Origin of the sequence: Nocardia sp. NPDC050408, from assembly GCF_044458905.1 — a bacterium.
Classification (GTDB): domain Bacteria; phylum Actinomycetota; class Actinomycetes; order Mycobacteriales; family Mycobacteriaceae; genus Nocardia.
This window is the reverse complement of sequence record NZ_JBITIL010000030.1, coordinates 36,886-59,678: the sequence shown is the minus strand read 5'-3', so window position 1 is coordinate 59,678 and position 22,793 is coordinate 36,886. Positions and strand designations below refer to the sequence as shown.

General features: G+C 67.7%; 18 protein-coding genes and 1 pseudogene. 5 read left to right on the top strand and 14 right to left on the bottom strand.

Going from position 1 to position 22,793, the window contains the following annotated elements; all coding sequences use genetic code 11:
- Positions 1-268 precede the first annotated feature (268 nt).
- The 14 genes and pseudogenes from ACIBJI_RS39855 to ACIBJI_RS39790 all read right to left on the bottom strand — a co-directional run bounded on the left by ACIBJI_RS39855 (position 269) and on the right by ACIBJI_RS39790 (position 17,094).
- Positions 269-961, bottom strand: a complete 693-nt coding sequence (locus tag ACIBJI_RS39855; protein ID WP_397088190.1) for a cell division protein FtsQ/DivIB — start codon at positions 959-961, stop codon at positions 269-271.
- Positions 962-967: 6 nt separating this feature from the next.
- Positions 968-2,407: a UDP-N-acetylmuramate--L-alanine ligase gene (murC, locus tag ACIBJI_RS39850; protein ID WP_364353365.1), complete on the bottom strand. Its 1,440-nt coding sequence runs from the start codon at positions 2,405-2,407 to the stop codon at positions 968-970.
- Positions 2,408-2,499: 92 nt separating this feature from the next.
- Positions 2,500-3,627 (bottom strand): undecaprenyldiphospho-muramoylpentapeptide beta-N-acetylglucosaminyltransferase, encoded by a 1,128-nt coding sequence (gene murG / locus ACIBJI_RS39845; protein WP_364353237.1) that lies wholly within the window; start codon positions 3,625-3,627, stop codon positions 2,500-2,502.
- Positions 3,624-5,102, bottom strand: a complete 1,479-nt coding sequence (gene ftsW / locus ACIBJI_RS39840) for a putative lipid II flippase FtsW (RefSeq protein WP_364353240.1) — start codon at positions 5,100-5,102, stop codon at positions 3,624-3,626. The genes murG and ftsW overlap by 4 nt, the downstream gene beginning before the upstream one ends.
- On the bottom strand, positions 5,099-6,538 hold the full coding sequence (gene murD / locus ACIBJI_RS39835) for a UDP-N-acetylmuramoyl-L-alanine--D-glutamate ligase (RefSeq protein WP_397088201.1): 1,440 nt from the start codon (positions 6,536-6,538) through the stop codon (positions 5,099-5,101). Before murD ends, ftsW begins: the two co-directional genes overlap by 4 nt.
- A gap of 49 nt (positions 6,539-6,587) precedes the next feature.
- Entirely contained in the window at positions 6,588-7,664 is a 1,077-nt protein-coding gene (gene mraY / locus ACIBJI_RS39830; RefSeq protein WP_364353243.1) for a phospho-N-acetylmuramoyl-pentapeptide-transferase, read from the bottom strand.
- Positions 7,665-7,767: 103 nt separating this feature from the next.
- Positions 7,768-9,432 (bottom strand): UDP-N-acetylmuramoyl-tripeptide--D-alanyl-D-alanine ligase, encoded by a 1,665-nt coding sequence (gene murF / locus ACIBJI_RS39825; protein WP_364353246.1) that lies wholly within the window; start codon positions 9,430-9,432, stop codon positions 7,768-7,770.
- Between the two features lie 152 nt (positions 9,433-9,584).
- A pseudogene (locus tag ACIBJI_RS39820) lies at positions 9,585-11,252 on the bottom strand (Mur ligase family protein); the annotation flags it as partial.
- Positions 11,253-11,318: 66 nt separating this feature from the next.
- The gene (locus ACIBJI_RS39815; RefSeq protein WP_397088199.1) at positions 11,319-13,244 is read right to left on the bottom strand and encodes a peptidoglycan D,D-transpeptidase FtsI family protein; all 1,926 of its coding nucleotides are present in this window, start codon (positions 13,242-13,244) and stop codon (positions 11,319-11,321) included.
- 2 nt (positions 13,245-13,246) lie between these two features.
- Positions 13,247-14,047 carry a hypothetical protein gene (locus ACIBJI_RS39810; protein ID WP_364353252.1) on the bottom strand — a complete coding sequence of 267 codons (801 nt, stop codon included), beginning with the start codon at positions 14,045-14,047 and terminating at the stop codon, positions 13,247-13,249.
- Positions 14,044-15,021: a 16S rRNA (cytosine(1402)-N(4))-methyltransferase RsmH gene (rsmH, locus tag ACIBJI_RS39805; RefSeq protein ID WP_397088197.1), complete on the bottom strand. Its 978-nt coding sequence runs from the start codon at positions 15,019-15,021 to the stop codon at positions 14,044-14,046. Before rsmH ends, ACIBJI_RS39810 begins: the two co-directional genes overlap by 4 nt.
- A gap of 207 nt (positions 15,022-15,228) precedes the next feature.
- Positions 15,229-15,660, bottom strand: a complete 432-nt coding sequence (mraZ, locus tag ACIBJI_RS39800; protein ID WP_036535307.1) for a division/cell wall cluster transcriptional repressor MraZ — start codon at positions 15,658-15,660, stop codon at positions 15,229-15,231.
- Positions 15,661-16,108: 448 nt separating this feature from the next.
- Entirely contained in the window at positions 16,109-16,531 is a 423-nt protein-coding gene (locus ACIBJI_RS39795) for a DUF3040 domain-containing protein (RefSeq protein WP_062988705.1), read from the bottom strand.
- Positions 16,532-16,653: 122 nt separating this feature from the next.
- Complete coding sequence (locus ACIBJI_RS39790; RefSeq protein WP_396959331.1) at positions 16,654-17,094, bottom strand: SAV_6107 family HEPN domain-containing protein; 441 nt, start codon at positions 17,092-17,094, stop codon at positions 16,654-16,656.
- Positions 17,095-17,245: 151 nt separating this feature from the next.
- Between ACIBJI_RS39790 and ACIBJI_RS39785 the strand changes: the two genes are divergently transcribed.
- From ACIBJI_RS39785 to ACIBJI_RS39765, 5 genes are all read left to right on the top strand, one after another.
- On the top strand, positions 17,246-17,863 hold the full coding sequence (locus ACIBJI_RS39785; protein ID WP_364353259.1) for an N-acetyltransferase: 618 nt from the start codon (positions 17,246-17,248) through the stop codon (positions 17,861-17,863).
- 75 nt (positions 17,864-17,938) lie between these two features.
- Entirely contained in the window at positions 17,939-19,507 is a 1,569-nt protein-coding gene (locus tag ACIBJI_RS39780; protein WP_364353262.1) for an NAD(P)/FAD-dependent oxidoreductase, read from the top strand.
- A gap of 302 nt (positions 19,508-19,809) precedes the next feature.
- Entirely contained in the window at positions 19,810-20,700 is an 891-nt protein-coding gene (locus ACIBJI_RS39775; protein ID WP_397088187.1) for a carotenoid biosynthesis protein, read from the top strand.
- A gap of 85 nt (positions 20,701-20,785) precedes the next feature.
- The gene (locus tag ACIBJI_RS39770) at positions 20,786-21,562 is read left to right on the top strand and encodes an LppM family (lipo)protein (RefSeq protein WP_397088185.1); all 777 of its coding nucleotides are present in this window, start codon (positions 20,786-20,788) and stop codon (positions 21,560-21,562) included.
- Positions 21,538-22,719 (top strand): glycosyltransferase, encoded by a 1,182-nt coding sequence (locus ACIBJI_RS39765; RefSeq protein ID WP_397088183.1) that lies wholly within the window; start codon positions 21,538-21,540, stop codon positions 22,717-22,719. Before ACIBJI_RS39770 ends, ACIBJI_RS39765 begins: the two co-directional genes overlap by 25 nt.
- Positions 22,720-22,793 lie beyond the last annotated feature (74 nt).

Below are 22,793 nucleotides of genomic sequence, written 5' to 3'. Positions count from 1 at the left end.
GTCTGTGGCAGGTCCGAGCCAACCCTAAAGCTCAACCATAGGGTTAGCGTTATGTCAAGTATCCGACTGCTGCGGAACGCTATTCGCAGCCGCCGCGATAGGCGCGCAGGCGCGCCGAAACGACTGACAGAATCTTGTGTGATCCCTCTCGTCTCACCGCGCAACACGTCGTATCGTGAACGGTTGCCCCCGAAACCCCGGTCTCGCTGGGCTGTTCCCACTGCGGTCACAGTTCCATCGAAAAACCCCTGGGCACAATGGGTATCGATCACTTTACCGTGACCAGATTCGGACTCGAAACATCGAACACCGTTCCATCGCGGGTCAACAGCGGCATCACCACGGCCGCCTTGCGTTCCGCGTCATTAGTTCCTCCCCACAATACCGCGCGACCGTCGCGCAGGTTCAGGGAAATATTCGAAATCGACCGCGCGACAACCTCGTCCACTTGCCCGACCAGCGCCGCAGGCAGTACCGACAGCACCGATGCCGCGGCCCGGGTGACCGGATCATCGCTGCCGGGATGTTCGGTAATGAGCTTCGCAACGCCGATGGGTGCGTCCTCGATCGCGAACTCCACACTCTCCGCATCCAGCAGATGCGCGCCTTGCGGGCTATCCCAGAACAAGACCGGCGTGCGCTCGTCCACCGTCACCTTGACGGTGGAGGGAAATACGCGCTGCACCCGTGCGCTGCGGACCTTCGGAATGCTCGCCACCCGCCGGGCCATCGCATCGGTGTCGATGCGCAACATCGAGCGGCCGGACGGGATCTCGAGTTTGTCGCGCACCTGTCCCTCGGGAACCGCGACCAAACCGTCGATTTCGACCGTGCTCGCCGAAAGCATCGGGGTGAACCAGGCCAGTACCGCGACAACGGTAAGGACGCACACGCCGAGCAGACCCCACAGGCGCAGGCGACCCCGGTGTGCCCGGTCGAACCAGTCACCCGCGGTTCGCATCGCGGGTCACCGCCCGTATTGCGGACGCGCGCGCAGCCCATCGAGAATCTGGCTGCCGAGCATCGTCACATCGCCCGCGCCCATGGTGATCACCACATCGCCGGGCAGTGTCAGGCCCGCGGCCTGGCGGCCGACCCGCGACATATCCGGCTGGTAGTGCACGGGTTTGGTGACGGCTTGGGCGACGAGTGCGCCGTTGACGCCGGGCAGCGGCTTCTCCCGCGCACCGTAGACATCCAGCACGACGACCTCGTCGGCAAGGCTCAGCGCCGCGCCGAAATCCTGGGCGAAGGTGGCGGTGCGGCTGTAGAGGTGCGGCTGGAACACCACGATGACCCGGCCCTGTCGTGAGCGCGCACCGTCGCGGGCCTCCTGCTGCACCAGTTCCGCGGCCGCGCCGAGGACCGCCCGCACCTCGGTCGGGTGGTGGGCGTAATCGTCGAAGACGCGCACGCCGTTTTCCCGGCCGACGAACTGGAACCGGCGATGCACGCCGCCGAAACCTTCCAGCCCCTGGATGATTTCGTCCACATCCGCCCCAGCGGCACGCGCGGCGAGCAGCGCGGCCAATGCGTTGAGCGCCATATGCCGACCGGGCACCGCGAGCCGCAGGGTGCGCGGCGCGGCCTCATCGATGAGCTGGAATTGGGCCAGCCCGCCGACATCGCGTGGCTCCCAACTGTGCAGCCGCACGCCCACCGGCACCGGCGCGTCGGGCAGTTCACCCGATCCGTAGCCGAGCACCCGAACGTTCTTCTCCGCCAACCGCGCACCGACTCGCTCGGCCAGCGCCCACGAACCGGGATCGTCCAGACACACCACCAGCAGCCCGCCGGGACCGAGACGGTCGGCGAAGTCATCGAAGACCTGGACGTAGGCCTCATCGGAGCCGAAGAAGTCCAGGTGATCGGATTCGATATTGGTGACCACGGCGACATCCGGGTCGTACTGCAGCAGCGAGCCGTCGCTTTCGTCGGCCTCGGCGACGAAGATTTCGCCGGTGCCGTGGTGGGCATTGGTGCCCGCCTCGTTGAGTTCGCCGCCGACCGCGAAGGACGGGTCGAATCCGCAGTGCTGCAAAGACACGATCAGCATCGAGGTGGTCGAGGTCTTGCCGTGCGTGCCCGAGACCAGCAGCGTGCGATGCCCGCGCATCAGCGAGGCGAGTACGGCGGGGCGCAACAGCACCGGAATATCGCGCCGATTCGCCTCGACCAGTTCGGGATTGGTCTTCGGGATGGCGGCATAGGTGGTGACCACCGCGGTCGGGCCGCCGGGCAGCAGATCGAGGGCACTGGCATCGTGCCCGATGCGCACCTGCGCACCGCGGGCCCGCAGCGCAAGCACACCGCGGCTCTCCTTGGCATCCGAACCGGAGACCGAGCCACCACGCGCGAGCAGGATGCGGGCGATTCCGGACATGCCGGCACCGCCGATCCCGACCATGTGCACGCGCGCCAATTCGGGCGGCAGAGCCGAGCGCGCCTGGTCGGCGCCGGATTCGACCGCCCCGGATTCGGTGGCATCGGCTCCCGTGGTCACCGGCCGCTCACCTCGACGACAATGCGCGCGAGCGCGTCGGCGGCATCGCGGTGTCCGGCGCCTGCGGCGGACAGGCTCATTTCGATCAGCCGTGTGCGGTCGGTCAGCAGCGGTATCACCTCGTCGATCACATATTTCGGGGTCAGCTCGGCATCGGGGACGATTCTGCCACCACCCTGGCGGACGATCGGCCTGGCATTGAGTTCCTGTTCACCGTTGCCGTGCGGCAGCGGCACATAGAACGCGGGCAGGCCGACCGCCGACACCTCGGCGACGGTCATCGCGCCGGAGCGGCAGACGACCGCATCGGCGGCGGCATAGGCCAGGTCCATTCGGGAAAGATACGGCACGGCGATATACCGCGCCCCATCCTCATCCGATTGCGGGACCTCGAGAGTGTTCTTGGGGCCGTGCGCGTGCAGCACCGAAACGCCCGCCGCCGCCAGCTGTGGCGCCGCCCCGGAGATCGCCTTGTTCAACGAGACCGCCCCCTGCGAGCCACCGAAGACCAGCAGAACCGGGCCCTCGGCAGGCAGGCCGAAATGGGCACGGGCTTCGGCCTGCAGCGCGGCCCGATCCAGCGAGGTAATGGACCCGCGCACCGGAATGCCGATGACCTCGGCCTTGGCCAGCCCCGAATCGGGTACGGCGGCGAGCACTCTGGCCGCGCGCCTGGCGCCGACCTTATTGGCGATACCTGCCTTGGCATTTGCCTCGTGCACCACCACCGGCACCGCGCGCCTGCGGCCGAGCGCGCCCCGGCCCGCCGCGAGGTAGGCGGGCAATGCGACATAGCCGCCGAAGCCGACGATCACATCGGCCTCGACCGCATCGATGACCGCTCTGGTCTTGGCCACCGACGCACGGACACGGCCGGGCAGCCGCAGCAGATCCGCGCTCAGCTTGCGCGGCAACGGAACCGGCGGGATCAACTCCAGCCGATAGCCGCGCTCGGGCACCAGTTTGGTCTCGAGTCCGCGTTCGGTGCCGAGTGCGGTGACCCGGATCGATTCGTCGAGTCGCCGCAGCGCGTCGGCGACGGCCAGCGCGGGCTCGATATGTCCCGCGGTACCACCGCCCGCGACGATCACCGACAGTGGTTTGCGGGGTCGCTCCGCACTCACCTGGATCTTCCCCGATCTCTCGCATGGTTTATCGGATAGCTCGGCTCCCACGCCCTGGTCGCCCGCAGTGAACTCGTCCCTCGGCTCTCTGGCACGCGCCGTCGACCGGATTCGGACTGACTCCGCTGCCCCTGCGGCCGTGCGCCCCGCGCCCGGTCGGCCTTGGCCCGTTCGGCCCGTGCCCGCTGTTCGGCCGCCTTGGCCTTGGCCGCGGCCGAGCGCGCACGTGCCGCATCCGCCCGCGCCGGTGAGTACACCTCCGGCTTGGGCAGTCGCAGCAGTCGGCTGAATCTGCCGTCCTGTCCGGCCTGCAGCGCCGCAATCGCCTCGGGCTCGTGCCGGGCCGCATTGGCGATGATGCCGAACATGAACAGAGTGATCGCCAGCGACGAACCGCCCGCCGAAACCAGCGGCAGCTGCAGACCGGTCACTGGCAGCAGGTTGACCACATAGCCGATGTTGATCAGCGCCTGGCCGGTGATCCAGGTGGTCGCGGTCGCGGTGAGCAACCGCAGGAACGGATCGACCGAACGGCTCGCGATGCGCAGGCCGGTGTAGACGAACAGTGCAAACAGGCCCAACACCAGTGCGCAGCCGAGAAATCCGAGTTCCTCGCCGATGATGGCGAAGATGAAGTCGTTGTGTGCATTCGGCAGGTACTGCCATTTGGCCCGGCTCTGGCCGAGGCCACGACCCCAGATGCCGCCGTCTGCCAGCGAGTACAGCGCTTGGCGCGCTTGGTAATTGATGCCCTGCGGATCATCACCCGGGTTGAAGAAGGCGCGCATCCGGTCCGAGCGATACCCCGCGGACAGTGCGAGGACGCCTGCGGCGATCACGCCCGAAATCGCGATAGTGACGAACAACCGCACCGGCAGTCCGCCGAACCACAGCAGTGCGGCGAGCACGATGCCCAGCGCGATGGTGGTCGATAGATTCGGCTCCAGCACGACGAGCAGACACACCAGCAGACCGGCAGGCACCAGCGGCACCAGAATATCTTTCAGGCCGGCCTGTTCCGAGCGACGCGAAGCGAGCAGATGCGCACCCCACACCACCAGCGTCACCTTCACGATCTCCGAGGGCTGCACCGAGATCGGCCCGATGAAGAACCAGCGCCGCGCACCTTGCACCTCGGAGCCGATGCCGGGAATCAACACCAGCAATAGCGCCAGCACCGAGATCGCGAACAGCGGAAACGACCATTGCCGCAGTCGGCGCAAGGAAATCCGCAGTGCCAGATAGAACAGCACCGCGCCGATCGCGGCGAACATGGCCTGCTGGATGAACAGCGAATACGCCGATCCGCCGTCGACATACGCCTCGACGCTCGATGCCGACAACACCATGACCAGACCGAGCACCGTCAGCAGTGTCGCGATCGTGACGACGAGATGGAACGACGCGAGCGGGCGCGCCAGCCAGGCGCCGAATTTGGTGGCAGCCAGCCGATTCCGCCGTGTCGTCTCGGTCATAGATGCCGCCCGATGTCACCGTCTTCCAGCGCGGCCACCGCGGCGGCGAAACTGCGCCCGCGGTGGGTGTAATCGGCGAACATATCCAAGGAGGCCGCGGCCGGAGCCAGCAGTACGGTGTCCCCGGGACGAGCGAGCCCGGCCGCGGCGCGCACGGCACGCGTCATCACGGCGTCGGCTGTCTCATCGATACCGGCCTCACCCATCCCTGCATGGTCTCCCGCGCGGGCCTCGACAACCGGGACCTCGGGCGCGTGTCGCGCCAATGCGGCCGCGATCACCGGCGCGTCGGCCCCGATGAGCACGGCGGCGGCGAGGCGATCGGCGATCTCCTCGACCAGATCCTCGACCGACGCACCCTTCAACTGCCCACCGGCGATCCAAACCACTTGCGGGTGAGCGAGTATCGACGAGCGCGCGGCATGCGGATTGGTGGCCTTGGAGTCATCGATGAATTCGACACCGGCCACATCGCGCACGAAGGCGGCTCGATGCGGACCGACCTTGTGCTCGATGAGGCCTTCTCGCACGAATTGCGGCGCCACATCGATGGCCCTGGTCAGCGCGGCGGCGGCGAGTGCGTTGGCGACACCGGCTGGTCCCTTGGGGCTGATATCGCCGACCTCGGCCAGGATGGCGGCCTTGGTGAAGGCGCGGTCGAGCAGTTTGCCGTCCACGACACCGAGTTCGCCGTCGGCGGGTACGCCGATCCGGAAGCCGACCGTCCGGCGCGCCTTACTGCGCCGGGCCAGCGAGGCGGCCACCGGATCGTCGAGTCCGACGACACCGACGCGACCGTAGAGTGCCCTGGACTTGGCGGCAGCATAGGCGTCGAGGCCGCCGTGCCAATCCAGGTGATCCTCGGCCACATTCAGCACCACACCGGCCTCGGGCCGCACCGAAGGCGCCCAATGCAATTGGAACGAGGACAGTTCGACCGCGAGCACCTGCGGACCGGGATTGCGGCGCAGCGCATCCAGGATCGGCAGCCCGATATTGCCGCAGGCGACACTGGCGATACCGGCCGCGCGCAGGATGGAATGCACCATCGAGGTGGTCGTGGTCTTGCCGTTGGTACCGGTCACCACCAGCCATTTGCGGACCGGGCCATAGATCCTGGCCTGATCGACCCACCAGGCGAATTCGACATCGCCCCAGACCGGGGTGCCCTCGGTCACCGCGGCGGCGAGCACCGGCGAATCCGGCCGCCAGCCCGGACTTGTGATGACCAGTGCGAAGCGGCTCCAGTCCGCGGTTTCCAGTTCGGTGCAGGTCGCGATGTCCAGACCGAGCCCGGCCGCCTCCGCCAATGCGGCGGCACCGCCGTCGGTGACCACCGGACGTGCGCCGATGTCGCGCAGCGGTTCGATCAACGAGCGGCCCGAGACACCCCATCCGGCCACCAGAACCTCGCGGCCACGCAGGAATTCGAGCATGGGCCCCGGTGTTCGCAGGGCCCGCGGAGAATGTTCGACCATCGCTACTTCACCCGACCGCTGAGAGATATTCGCTGTAGAACAGGCCGAGTCCGACCGCCGACGCCATGGCCGCCAACAGCCAGAACCGGATGATCACCGTAGTCTCGGCCCATTTGCTGAGTTCGAAGTGATGATGGAACGGCGCCATCTTGAACAGCCGATTGCGGGTTGTGCGGTACACCGCGACCTGCAACACCACCGAGGCGGTTTCCGCGACGAACAGCGCACCGATCACGACCATCAGCAACTCGGTGCGCGTCGTAATGGACAGGCCCGCGAGCATGCCGCCGAGGGCCAGCGAACCGGTATCGCCCATGAAGATCTTGGCGGGCGCGGCATTCCACCACAGGAACCCGACACACGCGGCTGCCGCCGAGGCGCAGACCAGCGCCAGATCCAGCGGATCGCGCACGTTGTAGCAGCCCGCCTCCGGGATCGTCGCGCAGGCGTTGCGGTACTGCCAGAACGTGATGATCACGTAGGCGCCCAGCACCAGGCTCATCGACCCCGCGGCAAGACCGTCCAGGCCGTCGGTCAGGTTCACCGCATTCGACCAGGCCACGACCAGCAGGCAGACCCAGCACAGGAAGATGATCACGCCCATCGACACCGTGGTGATATCGCGGACATAGGACAGATGCTTACTCGCCGGAGTCAACCCGTTGCCGCCGCGGAACTGCAGGGCGAGGATACCGAAAAGTACCGCCGCGCTGATCTGACCGACGTACTTGCCCGCGGCCGACAGCCCAAGATTGCGCTGCTTGCGCAGCTTGATGAAGTCGTCGAGGAAGCCGACCACACCGAGTGCGGTGGTCAGCCCGAGCACCAGAAGGCCCGAGGCGGAAGGCCCGTCGGCGTCGTAGCCGATGCCGATCAGATGTGAGCCGAGGTAGCCCGCCCACATGCCGACCAGGATGGCCACACCACCCATGGTCGGGGTGCCGCGCTTGGCCTGATGACTGGCCGGACCGTCGACCCGGATCTCCTGCCCGAAGCCCTGCCTGGCGAAGATGCGTATCAATAGCGGAGTCAGCAGGATGGAGACCGCAAGCGCGATCCCAGCCGCGAACAGAATCTGTCTCACGACTGAACCTCGCTGACGCTCGGCTCAGTCGTTCGGCAGAATGCCGCAGTGCCCATGGTTCGGCAGGAAGCCACGGCGTTCATGGTTCGCTCGCTTCGCTCACTCACGACTCCGCCTCGCTGCCGCTCGGCTCCGTCGTTCGGCCGATGGCCGCTGTGCCTTTGGTTCGCTCGCTCACGCCTCGCGCCTCCGTGCTACCCCGACTAATTCCCGCACGTTCCGCGCCGGTCAAATGTTCGGCGACCGCCCACAGTCCGACCGCCTTGGACGCCTTGACCAGCACCACATCGCCCGGCTCGACCTCGTTGTCGAGCAGCGCGATGGCCGCGCCGATATCGGGCACGAGGATCGACTCCTCGCCCCACGAGCCTTCCATTACCGCGCCCTGGTGCATCGCGTGGGATGGCCTTCCGGTGCCGACCACGATCAGCCGGGAAACATCCAGGCGCACCGCGAGGCGGCCGATCCGGTCGTGTTCGATGACGGATTCCTCGCCCAGTTCACCCATTTCGCCGAGGACGGCCCAGCTGCGGCGCGGGGTTCCGCCCGCACGAGACATGGTCACCAGCGCCTTGAGCGCGGCGCGCACCGAATCCGGATTGGCGTTATAGGAGTCGTTGACGACGGTGATGCCGTCGGCGGTGGTGCGCACATCCATGCGGCGGGCCGATGCGGCATGCGCGCCGCCGAGTGCCTGCGCGACGGTGTCGAGATCCGCACCGCATTCGAGCGCGACGGCGGCGGCGGACAGCGCATTGCCGACTTGGTGTTCGCCGTGCACGGCGAGCTGCACCGGGACGCTGCCCTTGCTGGTGTGCAGCGTGAAGCCCGCGCGTGCCTCGGCATCGAGATGCACATCGGTGGCGCGGATTTCGGCATTGCTCGCCTGGCCGACCGTCACCACGCGGGCCTGCGTGCGCGTGGCCATCGCAGCCACTTGCGGATCGTCGGCATTGAGTACCGCCAGTCCCGTCGACGGCAATGCCTCGACGAGTTCCCCCTTGGTCTGCGCGATCGCCTCGCGACTGCCGAATTCACCGAGATGGGCGGTGCCGACATTGAGCACGACACCGATCTTCGGCGGCGCGACCTGCGCGAGCGCGGCGATATGGCCCGGTCCACGCGCGGACAGTTCCAGCACCAGGAAGCGGGTGTCGGCATCGGCGCGCAACGCGGTCCACGGATGACCGAGTTCGTTATTGAATGATCCGGGCGGTGCGACGACCGGACCCAGCGGCGCTAGCACGGCCGCGAGCAGATCTTTGGTCGAGGTCTTGCCCGAGGAGCCGGTCACCCCGATCACGGTGAGTCCGCCTCTCGCAGTGTTGGATTTGCCGCGCTCGCGGGGCCCTGCGTGGTCCAGCTCCGCTACCGCCTCCGGGCCCGTCGCTCCCGCGGCGGAAAGACGTTCGACGCTCACCCGGGCGAGCGTAGCGAGCGCGGCCAGTACCGCGGCACCCGACCCATCCGAATCACCGGCCAGCGCAACGGATTTCGCGGGCACAGTACCCGGACTGGGAGTCACCACGATCGCGGGCACGCCAACCGGGCGCGCCGCGAGCACCGCGACCGCACCGGCGTCGACAGCTGACTTCGCATAGTCGTGGCCGTCGGCGTGCTCACCGGGCAGGGCCAGGAAAAGATCCCCGGAACCGATTCGACGCGAATCGAATTCGACCGAACCCGTTACCGTCACCTCCGGGTCGGGGGCGTCGTGCAGCGTGCCGCCGACGACCTCCGCGATCTCCCGCAGTGTCATCTCGATCATGAAACCGTCAAGTCCTCCGCGTCCGACCCCTGCGGACTCTGCTCAGTATTGGATCGGCCGCGCTCGCGGGGCCCTGCGTGGTCACGCTTCGCTGCCACCTCCGGGCCCGTCGCTCCCGCGGCGGTGTTGTCGTCCCGCGGGCCCCGCTCCCGTCGCTCCAACGCCGCCGCGAGCACCTCGCGGTCGTCGAACGGATGCTTCACACCCTGGATCTCCTGCCCTACCTCATGTCCCTTACCCGCCACCAGCACCACGTCGCCGGGACGGGCCCAGTCGACGGCGGCGGCGATGGCCGCGGCCCGGTCCCCGATTTCGCGCACCGCGCCGCGTTCAGCCTCCGGCACCGCCAGCGCGCCCCGGCGCAGCGCGGCGCGGATGGCGGCCGGATCCTCGCTGCGCGGATTGTCATCGGTGATGATCAGCAGATCGGCGCCGCGCGCACCGGCCGCACCCATCAGGGGGCGCTTACCCGCGTCCCGGTCGCCGCCCGCGCCGACGACCACGGCCAGCCGACCACCGGTATCGGCGGCAGTATCGGATTCGCGGTGCCCGCCGTGGATGCGCGTATCCCTTCCGGTGCCCGACGTCGACGGCCCCCCACTACCTGCCGCCTCCGGGCTCGTCGCTCCCGCCGCCAGATGACCGCGCAGCGTGGCGATCACCGACTCCACCGCCGCGGGCTTGTGTGCGTAGTCGACGATGGCCAGGAAGTCCTGTCCGCGCTCGACCCGCTGCATCCGGCCCGGCACGTCGACGGTGGCCAGTGCGGGCGCGGCGACGGCGGGATCCACACCGGCCGCGGTGCAGACCGCGACCGCGAGCAGTCCGTTGGCGATGTTGTAGCGCCCCGGAAGCCGCAGGCGCACATCGACATTCGCGTCCGGTCCGGCGGCGGTGAATTCCTGCTCACCGCCGTGCGCGGATACCTCGCCGGTCAGCTGCCAGGTGCCGGAACCGGTGGTGCATACGGTGATCGGTGCCGCGAGATCGGCGGCGAGGCGCCGGCCCCATTCGTCATCGACGCAGATGACCGACGTGTGCGCGGCGATCGGCGAATCGGCTTCGAAAAGCCTGCGCTTGGCGGCGAAGTAATCCTCGAAGTCGGCGTGGAAGTCCAGGTGGTCCTGGGAAAGGTTGGTGAACGCGCCCACGGCGAAGCGCACGCCATCCACCCGGCCCAGCGCCAGTGCGTGGCTGGAAACCTCCATCACGACCGCGTCCACGCCCTGCTCGACCATCAGCGCGAACATGGCGTGCAACTGCGGCGCCTCGGGCGTGGTCAATGCGCTCGGCACGCGGCGACCGCCGATCCTGGTCTCGATGGTGCCGATCAGCGCCGTGGACAGGCCGGCGGCGGTCAGCCCGGCCTCCACCAGATACGCGGTGGTCGTCTTGCCCGAGGTGCCGGTGATGCCGACGATGCGCAGCCGCTCGGACGGATTGCCGTAGAGCGCGCCGGAAAGTTCGCCGAGCACCGACCTGGGCTGCTCACGCGCCAACACCGGCACATCGAGCTCACCCACCAGTTCGGCGCCCGCGGGGTCGGTGAAGACGGCTACCGCGCCCCGTTCGACGGCATCGCGCGCGAAACGGGCGCCGTGCGCCTGCGCGCCCGGCAGTGCGGCGAACAGATCACCCGGTCGCACCGCATGCGAGCGCTGCTCGATGCCGGTGACCTGGATCTGCGCGAGGTCGGCTCGTGACGAGCTGGCACCGGTCATGGCCAGTACGGTGGACAACGGCGTCGACCGCGGATGGGTCGGCCGGAGCACGTGCTGGCTGGACTGCGCGGGCACAGGGCTCCTCTCGGGAATCGGCATGGACGGGATTGGGTGTCGAGTCAGGTTACCGACGTCGGCTCACCGCCGGGCAACGCGGCTCCAATCTTATGAAGCCTGCAGAACGAATCGTCGCGACGGCTCGAGTGATGGCGGGATCCGATCGCGCTGCAGCACCCAGGATGCGATGCTGTGGAACAGCGGTGCAACCGACCCGCCACCGCTGCCGTCGGAGCTGCGGATCGGCGCGTCGAGCATCAGGCCGATGACGTAGCGCGGGTTGTCCGCGGGGGCCATACCGGCGAAGGTGATGTAGTACGACGAGGTCGAATAGCAGCGGCAACTCGGGTCGACCTTCTGCGCGGTGCCGGTCTTGCCCGCAACCTGATAACCATCGACCGCCGCCGACGCACCGGTGCCCATTTGCACGCCCATCGGATCGCGCTGCACGACCGCCTGGAACATGGTGCGCAGCGTGGCCGCGGTCTGTGCGCTCACCACACGCACGCCGTCGGGCTGCGGCTCCTCGGTGCGGGTGCCATCCGGGGCGGTCTCGGCCTTGACGATGCGCGGCGGAATCCGCACACCGCCATTGGCAATGGCCTGGTACATCCCGGTCATCTGCAGGGTGGTCATCGAAAGGCCCTGTCCGATGGGCAGGTTCGCGAAGGTACCGCCGGACCACTGGTCGCGCGCGGGCACCTGGCCGGGGCTCTCACCTGGCAGCCCGACACCGGTGCGCTGGCCGAGGCCGAAGCGGTTGACCATATCCGCGAACCGGTCCTCACCGACCCGCTGCGCCAGCATCAGTGTGCCGACATTGGACGACTTACCGAAGATGCCGGTGGTGGTGTAGGGCAAGGTGCCGTGCTCCCAGGCGTCGTGCACGGTGACGCCCGACATCCGGATCTCACCGGGCACCTGCAGCACCTCATCGGGGTTGGTCAAACCGTATTCGATGGCCGCGGCCGCGGTCACGATCTTGTTGACCGAACCTGGCTCGAACGGATCCTGCACCGCGGGATTCTGCATTTCGGCATTGCCCCAATGCTGCGACCCCAGCGCGGGATTGAAGGTGTTGTCATTCGACATCGCCAGCACCTGGCCGGTCTTCGCATCCAATACCACGGCGGAGGCCGCGTTCGCGCCGGACATCTCCTTGGCCTGCTGCACCTGCTGCTGCACGTAGTACTGCAGGTCCGAGTCGAGGGTCAATTCGACGGAGTAGCCGTTTACCGCGGGCTGCTTATCGCGCCAGCTGCCCGGAATAACCGCACCGTCGGAGCCGCGGTCGTAGGTGTGCGAACCGTCGGTACCCGCCAGCAGCGAGTCCAGCGACGATTCGAGCCCCATCTGGCCGTGTCCATCCCAGCCGGTGGTGCCGAGCACATTGGCCGCCAGCGAGCCGCCCGGATATTCGCGCACATCCTGGCGTTCGGCGCCGATCTCGGGAAATTGCACGGTGATATCGGAGGCGATGCGCGGATCGACATTGCGGGCCAGGTAGACGAAGGCTGTATCGCTCTTCAGCTTGTCCAGCAGCGCCGATTCGGCGGGCGCATCCTTGCCGATCTTGTCGTGGATGGCCTTGGCGATGATTTTGAGCCGCTCATCGGGATCCGGGGCCTTGGCCGACTTCTCCTTCGCATCGGCGAGTTGTTTGCGCACGACCACCGGCTGGAAGGTCAGCGCCTGCGCGCTCAGGGTGTACGCCAGGGACTTGCCGTAGCGGTCGGTGATCGGGCCGCGGGTCGCCGTATCGATCTTGCGGGTGGTGCGCTGGCTGGCCGCCTGCGCGGACAGGCTGGGCGCGGAAATGCTCTGCACCCACAGCAATTGGAGCGCGACGACCGCCAGTGCGACCAGCATGATCACCCGGCCGACGCCGAGACGCAGGCGCAGCGGACGATCCGGGGCGGACGTGCGCGGTCTGGATGCGGTTGCCGGCCTCGATGTTCCAGCGGCTCTGGTCGAGCCCGCCTTGGATGCCGACGGCCCGCGGCGCTCACGCGACGCGGGCCTGGTCTGCCGCATGCTCATCGGGCGCCCTCGTCAGGGTTGGGCGCTGGTTGGGGTGCCTCGGGCTGCGCCGCTTGGGCTTGCGCTGGGACGGGCTGCGGAGTTTCCGGTTGCGGCGTCTCCACCGGAGCCTGCGCGACCGTACTCGATGTCGGCGGCGTCGCCGGTGTCGGGCTCGCCTGTCCCGCAAGGGCATTCGCGGGCTGGCCGGTATTCGGCTGGGTGGGTGGTGCGGTCGGCGTGGTCGTCACCGGAATCAATCGTTCGCCGCGGGCCTGGGCATTGACCGTCGGTGGGGCGGTCGGGGCGACCGGCGAGCTGTTCAGCGGCGGCACCGGTGCGCCCTGTGCGGGCGTCGGCTTGCCGATCACCGTTACCCCGCCATCGGGTCCGATCACCAGTCGGGCCGGATCCTTGGCCGGGATCATCCCGAGTTCACGGGCCCGCGCGGCGAGTTCGGGCGCGGAGTCGGCGGCCTCGACCTCGCGCTGCAGCGCCGCGCGTTCGTCGGCCAGCTTGCGGTTGGTCGCCCTGGCATCGCCGAGCTGATAGCTGTCCTCGGCCGAACGAGTGGTGAGCAGCAGGGTGAGCGCGAGGCCGCAGCCGAGCAGCGCGATGATGGCCGCCACGAACGGGATTCGCGTGGCCATCGCCGACGCGCGCTGCTTGGGCAGGTCGTGAGTTTCCCCCGATTGCTCGGCACGCATCCGACGTTTGGCATAGGCCCGTTGTGCGGCACCCGATTTCACCCGTTCGGCGGCCTGAACCCGGCGGGCGATCCGGCCCGGCGCCTCGACGGTACGCGTGCGCACACTCATGCTGTCCCCTCCTGGATTCTCTCCGCCGCGCGCATCCGCACGGGCGCCGCCCTCGGGTTCTCTTCGATCTCTTGTTCGGTCGCCTTCTCGGCACCTCGGGTCAGCAACTTGAATTCCGGTCCCATACCGGGCAATTCGACCGGCAGGTCGACCGGTGTCCGCGATGTGGTGCGCGGCGCCAACTCGTGTTTGACCACCCGATCCTCGAGCGACTGATATGACATGATCACGATCCGGCCGCCGACCCGCAGCGAGTCGAGGGCGGCGGGCAGCGCGGCGCGCAGCGAGTCGAGCTCGCCGTTCACCTCCACCCGCAGCGCCTGGAAGGTCCGCTTGGCCGGATGACCGCCCGTCCGCCGGGCGGCGGCCGGAATTGTGGCATAAAGCAATTCGACCAATTCGGCGCTCGTGCGGAACGGCTTCTGTTGCCGGCGGCGCAGCACCTCGGATGCGATCTTGCCCGCGAAGCGTTCCTCACCATAGGTTTTCAGTACGCGCGCCAGATCACCGTGACTGTAGGTGTTGAGCACATCCGCGGCGGTGATGCCGGTAGTCGGATCCATCCGCATATCCAGCGGCGCGTCGACGGAGTAGGCGAAGCCGCGCTCGGCCTCGTCGAGCTGCATCGAGGACACGCCGAGATCCATCAGGATGGCACTCACCGAACCAGTGGTCGGCAATCCGGCCTGCTTCAGCGCGGCCGCGATCCCGTCATATCGGATGTGTACCAAGGTGATTCGGTCCGCGAAGGGCGCCAATCGCGCACCGGCCAATGCCAGTGCATGGGTGTCGCGATCGAGTCCGACGAGATGGATATTCGGGTAGGTCCGCAGGAAGTGTTCGGCGTGTCCGCCCAAACCCAATGTGGCGTCGACATATACCGCGCCGGGTTCGGCGAGCGCCGGGCCGAGCAGCGCGTCGGCTCGCTGGAGCAGAACCGGAACATGGCGAGGACCGTCCTGTTCACGGTTCACCTCGACCTCCCGGAATCCTGCCTCGCGTCGTTGCGCATCGAGCCGTGTCAGTGGGATCACTCGCTGCGGGTCGCCTTGCTACACAGCTACTTTCGAAAATACGAATGCCGCGGGGTCTCTGACCGGAGCCTCGGCACCTGGCGTCGGGGAAGTACGTCAGGGTCCGCGCGTCCGGGCAGAGGCCGCGTGGCACTCGTTCGCTCAGGGCTAGAAGATTCCGCCCAGCGACTCGTCTCTCGCTTGCGCGTAGTCCTCCTCGTGCTCGGCGAGGTAGGACTCCCACGCCTGCTTATCCCATATCTCGAGGAAGTCGACCGATCCGATCACCACGCAATCCCGCGAAAGGTTCGCGTAGCGACGATGATCGGCCGACAACACGATCCGGCCCTGAGCGTCCGGACGCTGTTCATCCGTACCGGCCGCGAGTGCCCGAACGAATGCGCGCGCCTGCGGATTGCTTCGAGATGCCGCCGCAGCCCGCCGTGCGAGTGCGGTGAATTCTTCCTTGGGATATACGGCAAGGCTGTGGTCCTGACCCTTCGTGACCATCAACCCTCCCGCCAGATCGTCTCGAAACTTCGCAGGCAACGTCAGTCGCCCCTTGTCATCCAACCGAGGTGTGTAGGTACCGAGAAACAACCCGCTACCTCCCGGATCAACCCCGAGTTTCGGGGAGCACGATCACCTCGGATGTATGCCCTTCCTCTTGTGCGCGCTCCACATTACCCCACTTTCCCCCACTTTCAATCGAAACTCAGGGTGATCTGGCTCCCCGCGTCGTCGATTACGCAGGTCACCCCAGCTATCACGGTGGTGGAGAACTTTTTCCGTGTTCTGGCGACACGCGCCGCGCAGCGAGACAAGCGCCCGACAACTATCAGCAAACACCCAGGTTCCTCTGGTTTCAGCCGGTCACGGGACGGCGCGGAGGTGGGCGGTGGGAGGTTGTGGGGGAAGATCGTGGGGCGTTGTGGGGAACCGCGCGCGGCGAGCAGTCAGCAGTCAGGTGGTGCACGCATGAGAACGCGCCGCCGCACCTGTTCGGTGCGGCGGCGCGTTCGATATGTCGATGTCGGCTACGGGCGCGCTACTCCTGATCGAAGCGGCGGCGGAACCGATCCTCCATGCGCTCGGAGAAACCACCGGACTTGCGCCCTCGTCCCCGTCCGCCCGATCCGCCACTCGCGCCACCGGATTGGGCATTGCCCGACCGGTCGCCCTTGGCGATGCCCTTGGAACTGCCGAGCAGCAACAGCACGCCCGCGGCGAACATCACGATGAATCCGATCAGGCTGATGATCGGAAAGTCGCCGAGCTTCACCGGAGCGGCTATGCCGGCGACAAGTAGAAACAGACCGAGGACGAACAGGGCTGCGGCCTGGAGTCTGCGGCGACTCGAGGTCGAGCGAAGGCGTCCGCCGCGGACGGACGACGCGAACTTCGGATCCTCAGCATAGAGCGCGCTCTCGATCTGTTCGAGCATGCGCTGCTCGTGCTCGGAGAGTGGCACGGTACCTCCCCCGGCACTAGGACGTGGCTGTCGCCTCCGGGTAGGCGACAGATAGCCAAGGTCGACTATCTGCCACCAATGATACGAGTTCGATCAGTGCCGTACCACCTACTCGCCGATAACTAAGCGGTCATGCCCCCGGACCAGCCCGGCGCGGGACGCAATCGAGCCCTGGCATCGACCAGATCTTCCACGTCGTGAAGGAATGCGCCCACCCGCGAATAGAACTCGTCGGCCTGCTGATCATCCACATCGCGATCCAAGCCCGCCTCCAGCGCTGCCCTGATCTCCGAGCGAGCGCTGAAGTAGTCGGTCCACATGACGAATTCGGGCGCGGCGCGCTGCATCAGCACCCAGGCATTGCGCGAGCGCGCCCGCGGCGCGGCATCCGCCCCGGTAAACGCGAGCACGGCACCGGCACCGCGCAGCGCGGCGAGATACGCGGTCCGAAAACGCTCGCGCGGGTCGCTTTCCCCCGCCGCCTGCATGAGCAAGCCGTCCGCCCGCTGCAGCAGCTTGCCCGCCTTGCCGGGTTGCCCCGGGTGTTCGATCCGACCAGACATCAGCCGTCCCTCCGAGTCGCTCACCTGGCCTATCCTGGGCCCGAATGCCGAAGTTCTCAGCACCGCACGGATCGAACAGGTATTCGAACGTTTGAATTGAGATTGAATATAGGGACACCCACCGACAACTTTCCGCGGACCGACGAGAGCCATGACAGCCGTCAAGCCCAAACACATCCCCGCCAACGCCCCTGTCGTCATCGACCTTTCCATCGCGGCGCTGCGCTCCCGGCTGCACGACGCGCTGGCGGTGTACGTCGCGGCAATGGAATATCCGCACGGCACCGAACACCATCGCGCGCCGATGTGGACCGAGCACACCACCCGCGTCGGCTGGCAGGGCGTCGCCGCCGTCGTCCCGGATGATTCCGGGCAGATCGACCTGCGAACCGCGCCGATCGTGGCCATCGCTTACGGCTATCGCGGCGCCGCCCACCAGTGGTGGCACCAGCAGGTGCACAGCGGGATGCGCCGCTCGGGCTGGCCGGAACATTCTGCGCGCGAACTGCTTTCGGACTATTTCGAACTGACCGAGCTGCACGTACATCCGTCGGCGCAGGGGCGCGGCATCGGCGGCGAACTGCTGACACGACTGCTCGCGAATCGCACCGAGAGCGCGGTACTGCTATCCACACCGGAGGTGCACGGCGAGGCCAACCGCGCCTGGAAGCTGTATCGGCGACTCGGATTCACCGATGTGATCCGGAATTTCGTCTTCGCCGGGGATACCAGGCCGTTCGCGATCCTGGGACGGCGGCTGCCGCTGTGAGCGAGCGCGGCGAGTGAACATTGAGCACAGCCGGCCTACCGGTACGACGCAGCCGAGCGCCAGCGAGGCACAGTCGTGACGGTGGCCGTGATCGGGTCGGGCCACAATGCGCTCGTCGCCGCTTGCTATCTGGCGCGTGCCGGGGAACGGGTGGAGGTGCTCGAGCGCGACGAGGTGCTCGGCGGCGCGGTGTCGACGGTCGAACGTTTCCCGGGCCATCTGGTCGATCGCGGATCGTCGGCGCACATCATGGTGCGCCATACCGGGATAATCGAGGAACTGGAACTGTCGCGCTTCGGGCTGCGCTATGTCGATTGTGATCCTTGGGGTTTCACACCCGCGGGGCCGGATGGTGGTGCGCCGATCGTGTTCCATCGCGACCTCGATCGAACCTGCGCCGGGATCGCGGAGGTCTGTGGGGGCCGGGATGCGGCGGCGTATCGGCGCTTCGTCGAGGTCTGGGGGCCGCGGTCGGCGCGAGTGATGCGCGCGTTCGGCGGTACGCCCACGCCGGGTCGGCTGCTGCGTTCGTTCTGGGGGCTCGACGCGCGCGATGGCGGAAGTGCGTTGTCACGGGAGTTCCTGCAGACCGGTGATGCCCTACTGGACAGCTACTTCGACGATGAACGGCTCAAGGCGTCGCTGGCCTGGTTCGGTGCGCAGTCCGGGCCGCCGATGTCCGAGCCGGGGACCGCACCGATGGTCGGATTCGCCGCACTGATGCATACGTTGCCGCCGGGACGGGCGGTGGGGGGAAGTGGGGCGCTGACAACGGCGCTGGTCGCGCGGCTGCGCGCCGACGGCGGTGTGGTGTCGGCGGGTGATGCGGTCACCGAGCTGCGGCAGGTCGGTAACGGCTGGCAGGTGCGCACAATGTCGGGCCGAAATTTGCATGCGGAAACCGTGATCGCGGGCACCCACGTGCTCACCACGCTGGATCTGCTGCGGGACGGCGGATTCGACGGTGCGGTGCTCGACGAGTGGCAGCGGCGGATCCGGGTCGGGCCCGGTATCGGCATGGTGGTACGACTCGCGACCTCCGCGCTGCCGCAGTATCCCGATAGCTCGACCGCCGAATCCGCCAATGGTCTGCAGTTTCTCGTCTCCGATCGACGGCAGCTGCGCCGGGCGCACGGTGCGGCGCTGGCCGGTGACTTGCCACCGCGTCCGGTAGTGCTGGCCATGAGTTTCAGTGCGCTGGATCCGAGCATCGCCCCGGCAGGTGAGCATCAGCTCTCACTGTGGGCGCAGTGGCATCCGTACGAGTTGGCCGACGGCAGTGACTGGGCCGCGCACGCGAAGTCGGAGGCCGATCGGATCATCGCCGAAGTCGACTCCTACGCACCGGGGTTCGGGGCGAGTGTGCTGCGGCGGTATGTGCAGACACCTGTCGACCTGGAGCGCGAGCTCGGGTTGCGCGGCGGAAATGTGATGCACGTGGAGATGTCGCTGGATCAGATGATGCTGTGGCGGCCGCTGCCGGAGCTGTCCGGGCAGCGGGTACCCGGCGCGCCCGGGTTGTATCTCACCGGGGCTTCGACGCATCCGGGTGGTGGGGTGTCCGGTGCGAGCGGGCGCAGCGCGGCACAGCTGCTGCTGCGCGATCGACAGCGCAACCGGTTTCCCCTGCTGCGCAGGCGATGACGGAGCCGACCGGACCAGTCGTGCCGAAGCCGCGCGAGCAACCCACGCCGAGGACGGAAATCCCTGGTACAGCGAGTCCGGAGACCTCCGGGCGGGCCAATCCCTCCGGGGCAACGGACACCAACACCCAGGCTCCGACGAACCTGGAAACCACCGGAAGACCCGAGCCCGCCAGCCCAACAGATTCCGACGTCAGCGGTGCTGACAAGAACCTGGCAAGTCGGCCCGGCGCGAGTCGGCCTCCGCGGTCGACTGCCGCCTTTCGATGGACGCCGCGGTTGCTAGCGCCGACGGTTCCCGCGGTGCTGCTCGTGCTCGTGCAGATCAGTTATCCGCTTGCCTCGGGCGACGCTCGCGACCTGGTGACCGTGCTGGTCGTGCTGCTGTCGGCGGGGACGGCGGTGGTGCACGCGGTCGCGACGCGCGGCATCAGGTACGCCTCGGGGTTCGTGGTGATTGTCTCGGGGCTCGGACTGGTTGCCGAAATCGTTGGTACCGCGACGGGGTTCCCATTCGGTTGTTATGAGTATGCCGACGGCAGATTGGGGCCCGCGGTGGCGGCGGTGCCGTTGGTGGTCGCGCTGGCCTGGACCGGTGGGCTGTATCCGGTGTGGATGGTTGCCGGGTTGTTGACTCGACGTTGGGCCGGGCGAGTTGTTTTGACCGCGGTCGGGGCCGTCGGTTGGGATCTGTTCCTCGATCCGCAGATGGTGGCGGACGGACAGTGGACTTGGTGTGCCGCCGGTCGGGGGTTGCCTGGACTCGCCGAGATTCCGTACACCAACTATCTGGGGTGGTTCGCGTTGGCGCTGGTGATGGCCTTGCTGCTGACCGGCTTGGATCGCGTCGTGGGGACGGGAAATGCGAATACGTTTACGCCCGCGGCAGAGCGCCTGCCAACGACAGCGCAGACACCGGCGGCAGCCCCCGATGCGGCGGAGGCTGGCACACTGGCGCTGGAGTTGGGAACGCCTGACCCGACCAGTCCGGAGCACGAATCCCGAGGTCCGGTATCCCCGATCTCGGCAGACGCGGTGGTGCCGGCGGCGGTGTTCATGTGGACCTGGCTCGGGTCGACGCTCGCGCACGCGGTGTTCCTCGATCTGCCGTATTCGGCCTGGTACGGATGTGTCGGGCTGGGGGTGCTCGGCACACCGCTACTGGTGCGGTCGGTCCTGGCCCGGCGGGGGTGAAGCGATGCGGATACCACCTGTCCGACACTTCGGTCGGCGTGCGTTGCGCCCGTCGCGTGGCAATTCGGGGCGAGCGCCTGGCACGATGTGTGCCGTGCAGCCGAGTCCTCTCACCGCGATGCCCGACACACCGGTTCTACCGCCGCGTTCGCCCCGGCCCGCAGCGCGGGCGGCCGCGGCAGTACTGCTGGCCGCAATGTTGGTGCCCATGCTCGTGGGCTGCCTGCGGGTTCAGGTGTCGATGGGTGTGTCGTCCAATGACCGGGTCTCCGGTCGGATCGTGGCCGCGGTGGTGCCCGCGGACGCCAATGACAAGGGCCCGCAGTTGAAGGCGCCCGATTCGCTGGCCGCGAAGGTGCGGGTCGAGCCGTACAGCCAGGATGGCTATGTCGGCAGCAAGGTGTTCTTCGAGGATCTGTCCTTCGGTGAGGTCGGCCAACTCGGCGCGCTCTCCGATCAGACCCAGGGCATGTTCAACCTGTCGTTCCAGCGCACCGGCGATCTGGTCAGCCTCAATGGCCGGGTCGATCTGAAATCCGTTCCGCCGCACGGTTCGGATGTGCAGTTCACGGTGGCTTTCCCGGCCCGCGTCGCCAAGACCAACGGCAATCGCGAGGACGACTCCACCGTCTCCTGGAAACTGCCGCCCGGCGATGTTTCCACCATGCGCGCCGAGGTCAGCTACGCGGACCCGAATACCCGCTCCTTCGCGGGCTGGGCGGGCATAGTCGGCGGTATCACTCTCGCTGTCGCCGCCATTATCGCCGCCATCGCCTATATGGACCGCAACCCGACGCCGCCCGGCGCACCCGAGAGCGACTTCTCACCGAGCAACCTGTGGCGTTCACTGACCCGCCGCTGACGCGAACCCTGCGTACGGGCGCGGCGATCGCCGCGTGGACGGGCGCGGGTATCGCGCTGTTCGGTTGCGGAACCGCGTTATTCAACCGCGTGACGGTGCGCAGGCTGTCGACCGGACCGAATACGGTGATCGAGCCGGTCACGGTGTGTATCCCGGCTCGCGACGAGGCAGCGCGACTACCCGGGCTGATCGATGATCTCCGCGGTCAAGTGGGTGTGCCGCGACTGCGGGTGCTGATTCTCGACGATGCGTCCTCGGACGGGACCGAAGCGGCTGCGCTCGACGCGATTGCGGGCGATTCGCGCTTCACGGTGTTCCGCTCCGAGGCCGAACCCGCACCCGGATGGACCGGGAAGGCCGCCGCCTGCGCGCGACTCGCCGAGCTGGCCGAGGCCACGGTGCTGGTCTTTCTCGACGCCGATGTGCGATTGGCACCGAATGCGATAGCTGCCGCGACCACCGAATTGCGGCGCAGCCGGGCCACATTGTTGTCACCGTGGCCGTACCAAGTGACAGAGTCGCTGGCCGAGGCGCTGGTGCAGCCGCTGCTGTGCTGGTCGTGGGCGGCCAGCCTGCCGATCGCGGCAGCCAATCGCAGCCTGCGCCCCTCGACCGCCGTCGCCTGCGGCCAGTTCCTGGTGTTCGATGCCACCGCCTACCACGCCATCGGCGGTCACACCGCGGTCGCCGCGAGCCCTACCGAGGACCTGGATATCGCTCGCGCACTACGTCGTTCGGGTCGCCGGACCGCGCTGGTCGTGGCAGGCCCAGCGGCGAGCACCCGAATGTACCGTGGCGCGGCCGAACTGGAGACCGGTTACAACCGCTGGCTGTGGTCCGCCTACGGCGGAACGGCGATCGGCGGCACGGCGGTGGGAGCTGTTGCGACACTGGCCTACTGGGTGCCCCCACTGGCCGCGATCGGCGGTCGAGGCTCCGTACGCACCGCCGGTCTCATCGGCTACGGCGCGGCGGTCGCCAGCCGCCTGCTCGCACGCTCACTGGAACGCGGCACCACGACCCGCACAGACATCCTCGCGGGTCTAGCACACCCGATCTCCATCGACGCCTACCTCCGCCTTTGGACCCGCTCCCGCCACGCCCACCGCACCAACCTCCTGACCTGGAAGTCCCGCCCCCTAGCGCCCACCCGCTGATCAAGATCACGTGGAATCTGTGGCGGCATCGCCCGAGAGCCCCCGCCCTCAGGTCCACCTGATCTTGATCCGGC

Excerpts from the sequence above, each read along its gene's own strand:
- murC (WP_364353365.1), bottom strand. The coding sequence starts at position 2,407 with ATGGTCGGGATCGGCGGTGCCGGCATGTCCGGAATCGCCCGCATCCTG.
- murD (WP_397088201.1), bottom strand. The coding sequence starts at position 6,538 with ATGCTCGAATTCCTGCGTGGCCGCGAGGTTCTGGTGGCCGGATGGGGT.
- ACIBJI_RS39810 (WP_364353252.1), bottom strand. The coding sequence starts at position 14,047 with ATGAGTGTGCGCACGCGTACCGTCGAGGCGCCGGGCCGGATCGCCCGC.
- murF (WP_364353246.1), bottom strand. The coding sequence starts at position 9,432 with ATGATCGAGATGACACTGCGGGAGATCGCGGAGGTCGTCGGCGGCACG.
- ACIBJI_RS39855 (WP_397088190.1), bottom strand. The coding sequence starts at position 961 with ATGCGAACCGCGGGTGACTGGTTCGACCGGGCACACCGGGGTCGCCTG.
- ACIBJI_RS39790 (WP_396959331.1), bottom strand. The coding sequence starts at position 17,094 with ATGTCTGGTCGGATCGAACACCCGGGGCAACCCGGCAAGGCGGGCAAG.
- ftsW (WP_364353240.1), bottom strand. The coding sequence starts at position 5,102 with ATGACCGAGACGACACGGCGGAATCGGCTGGCTGCCACCAAATTCGGC.
- ACIBJI_RS39815 (WP_397088199.1), bottom strand. The coding sequence starts at position 13,244 with ATGCGGCAGACCAGGCCCGCGTCGCGTGAGCGCCGCGGGCCGTCGGCA.
- ACIBJI_RS39770 (WP_397088185.1), top strand. The coding sequence starts at position 20,786 with ATGTGTGCCGTGCAGCCGAGTCCTCTCACCGCGATGCCCGACACACCG.
- ACIBJI_RS39785 (WP_364353259.1), top strand. The coding sequence starts at position 17,246 with ATGACAGCCGTCAAGCCCAAACACATCCCCGCCAACGCCCCTGTCGTC.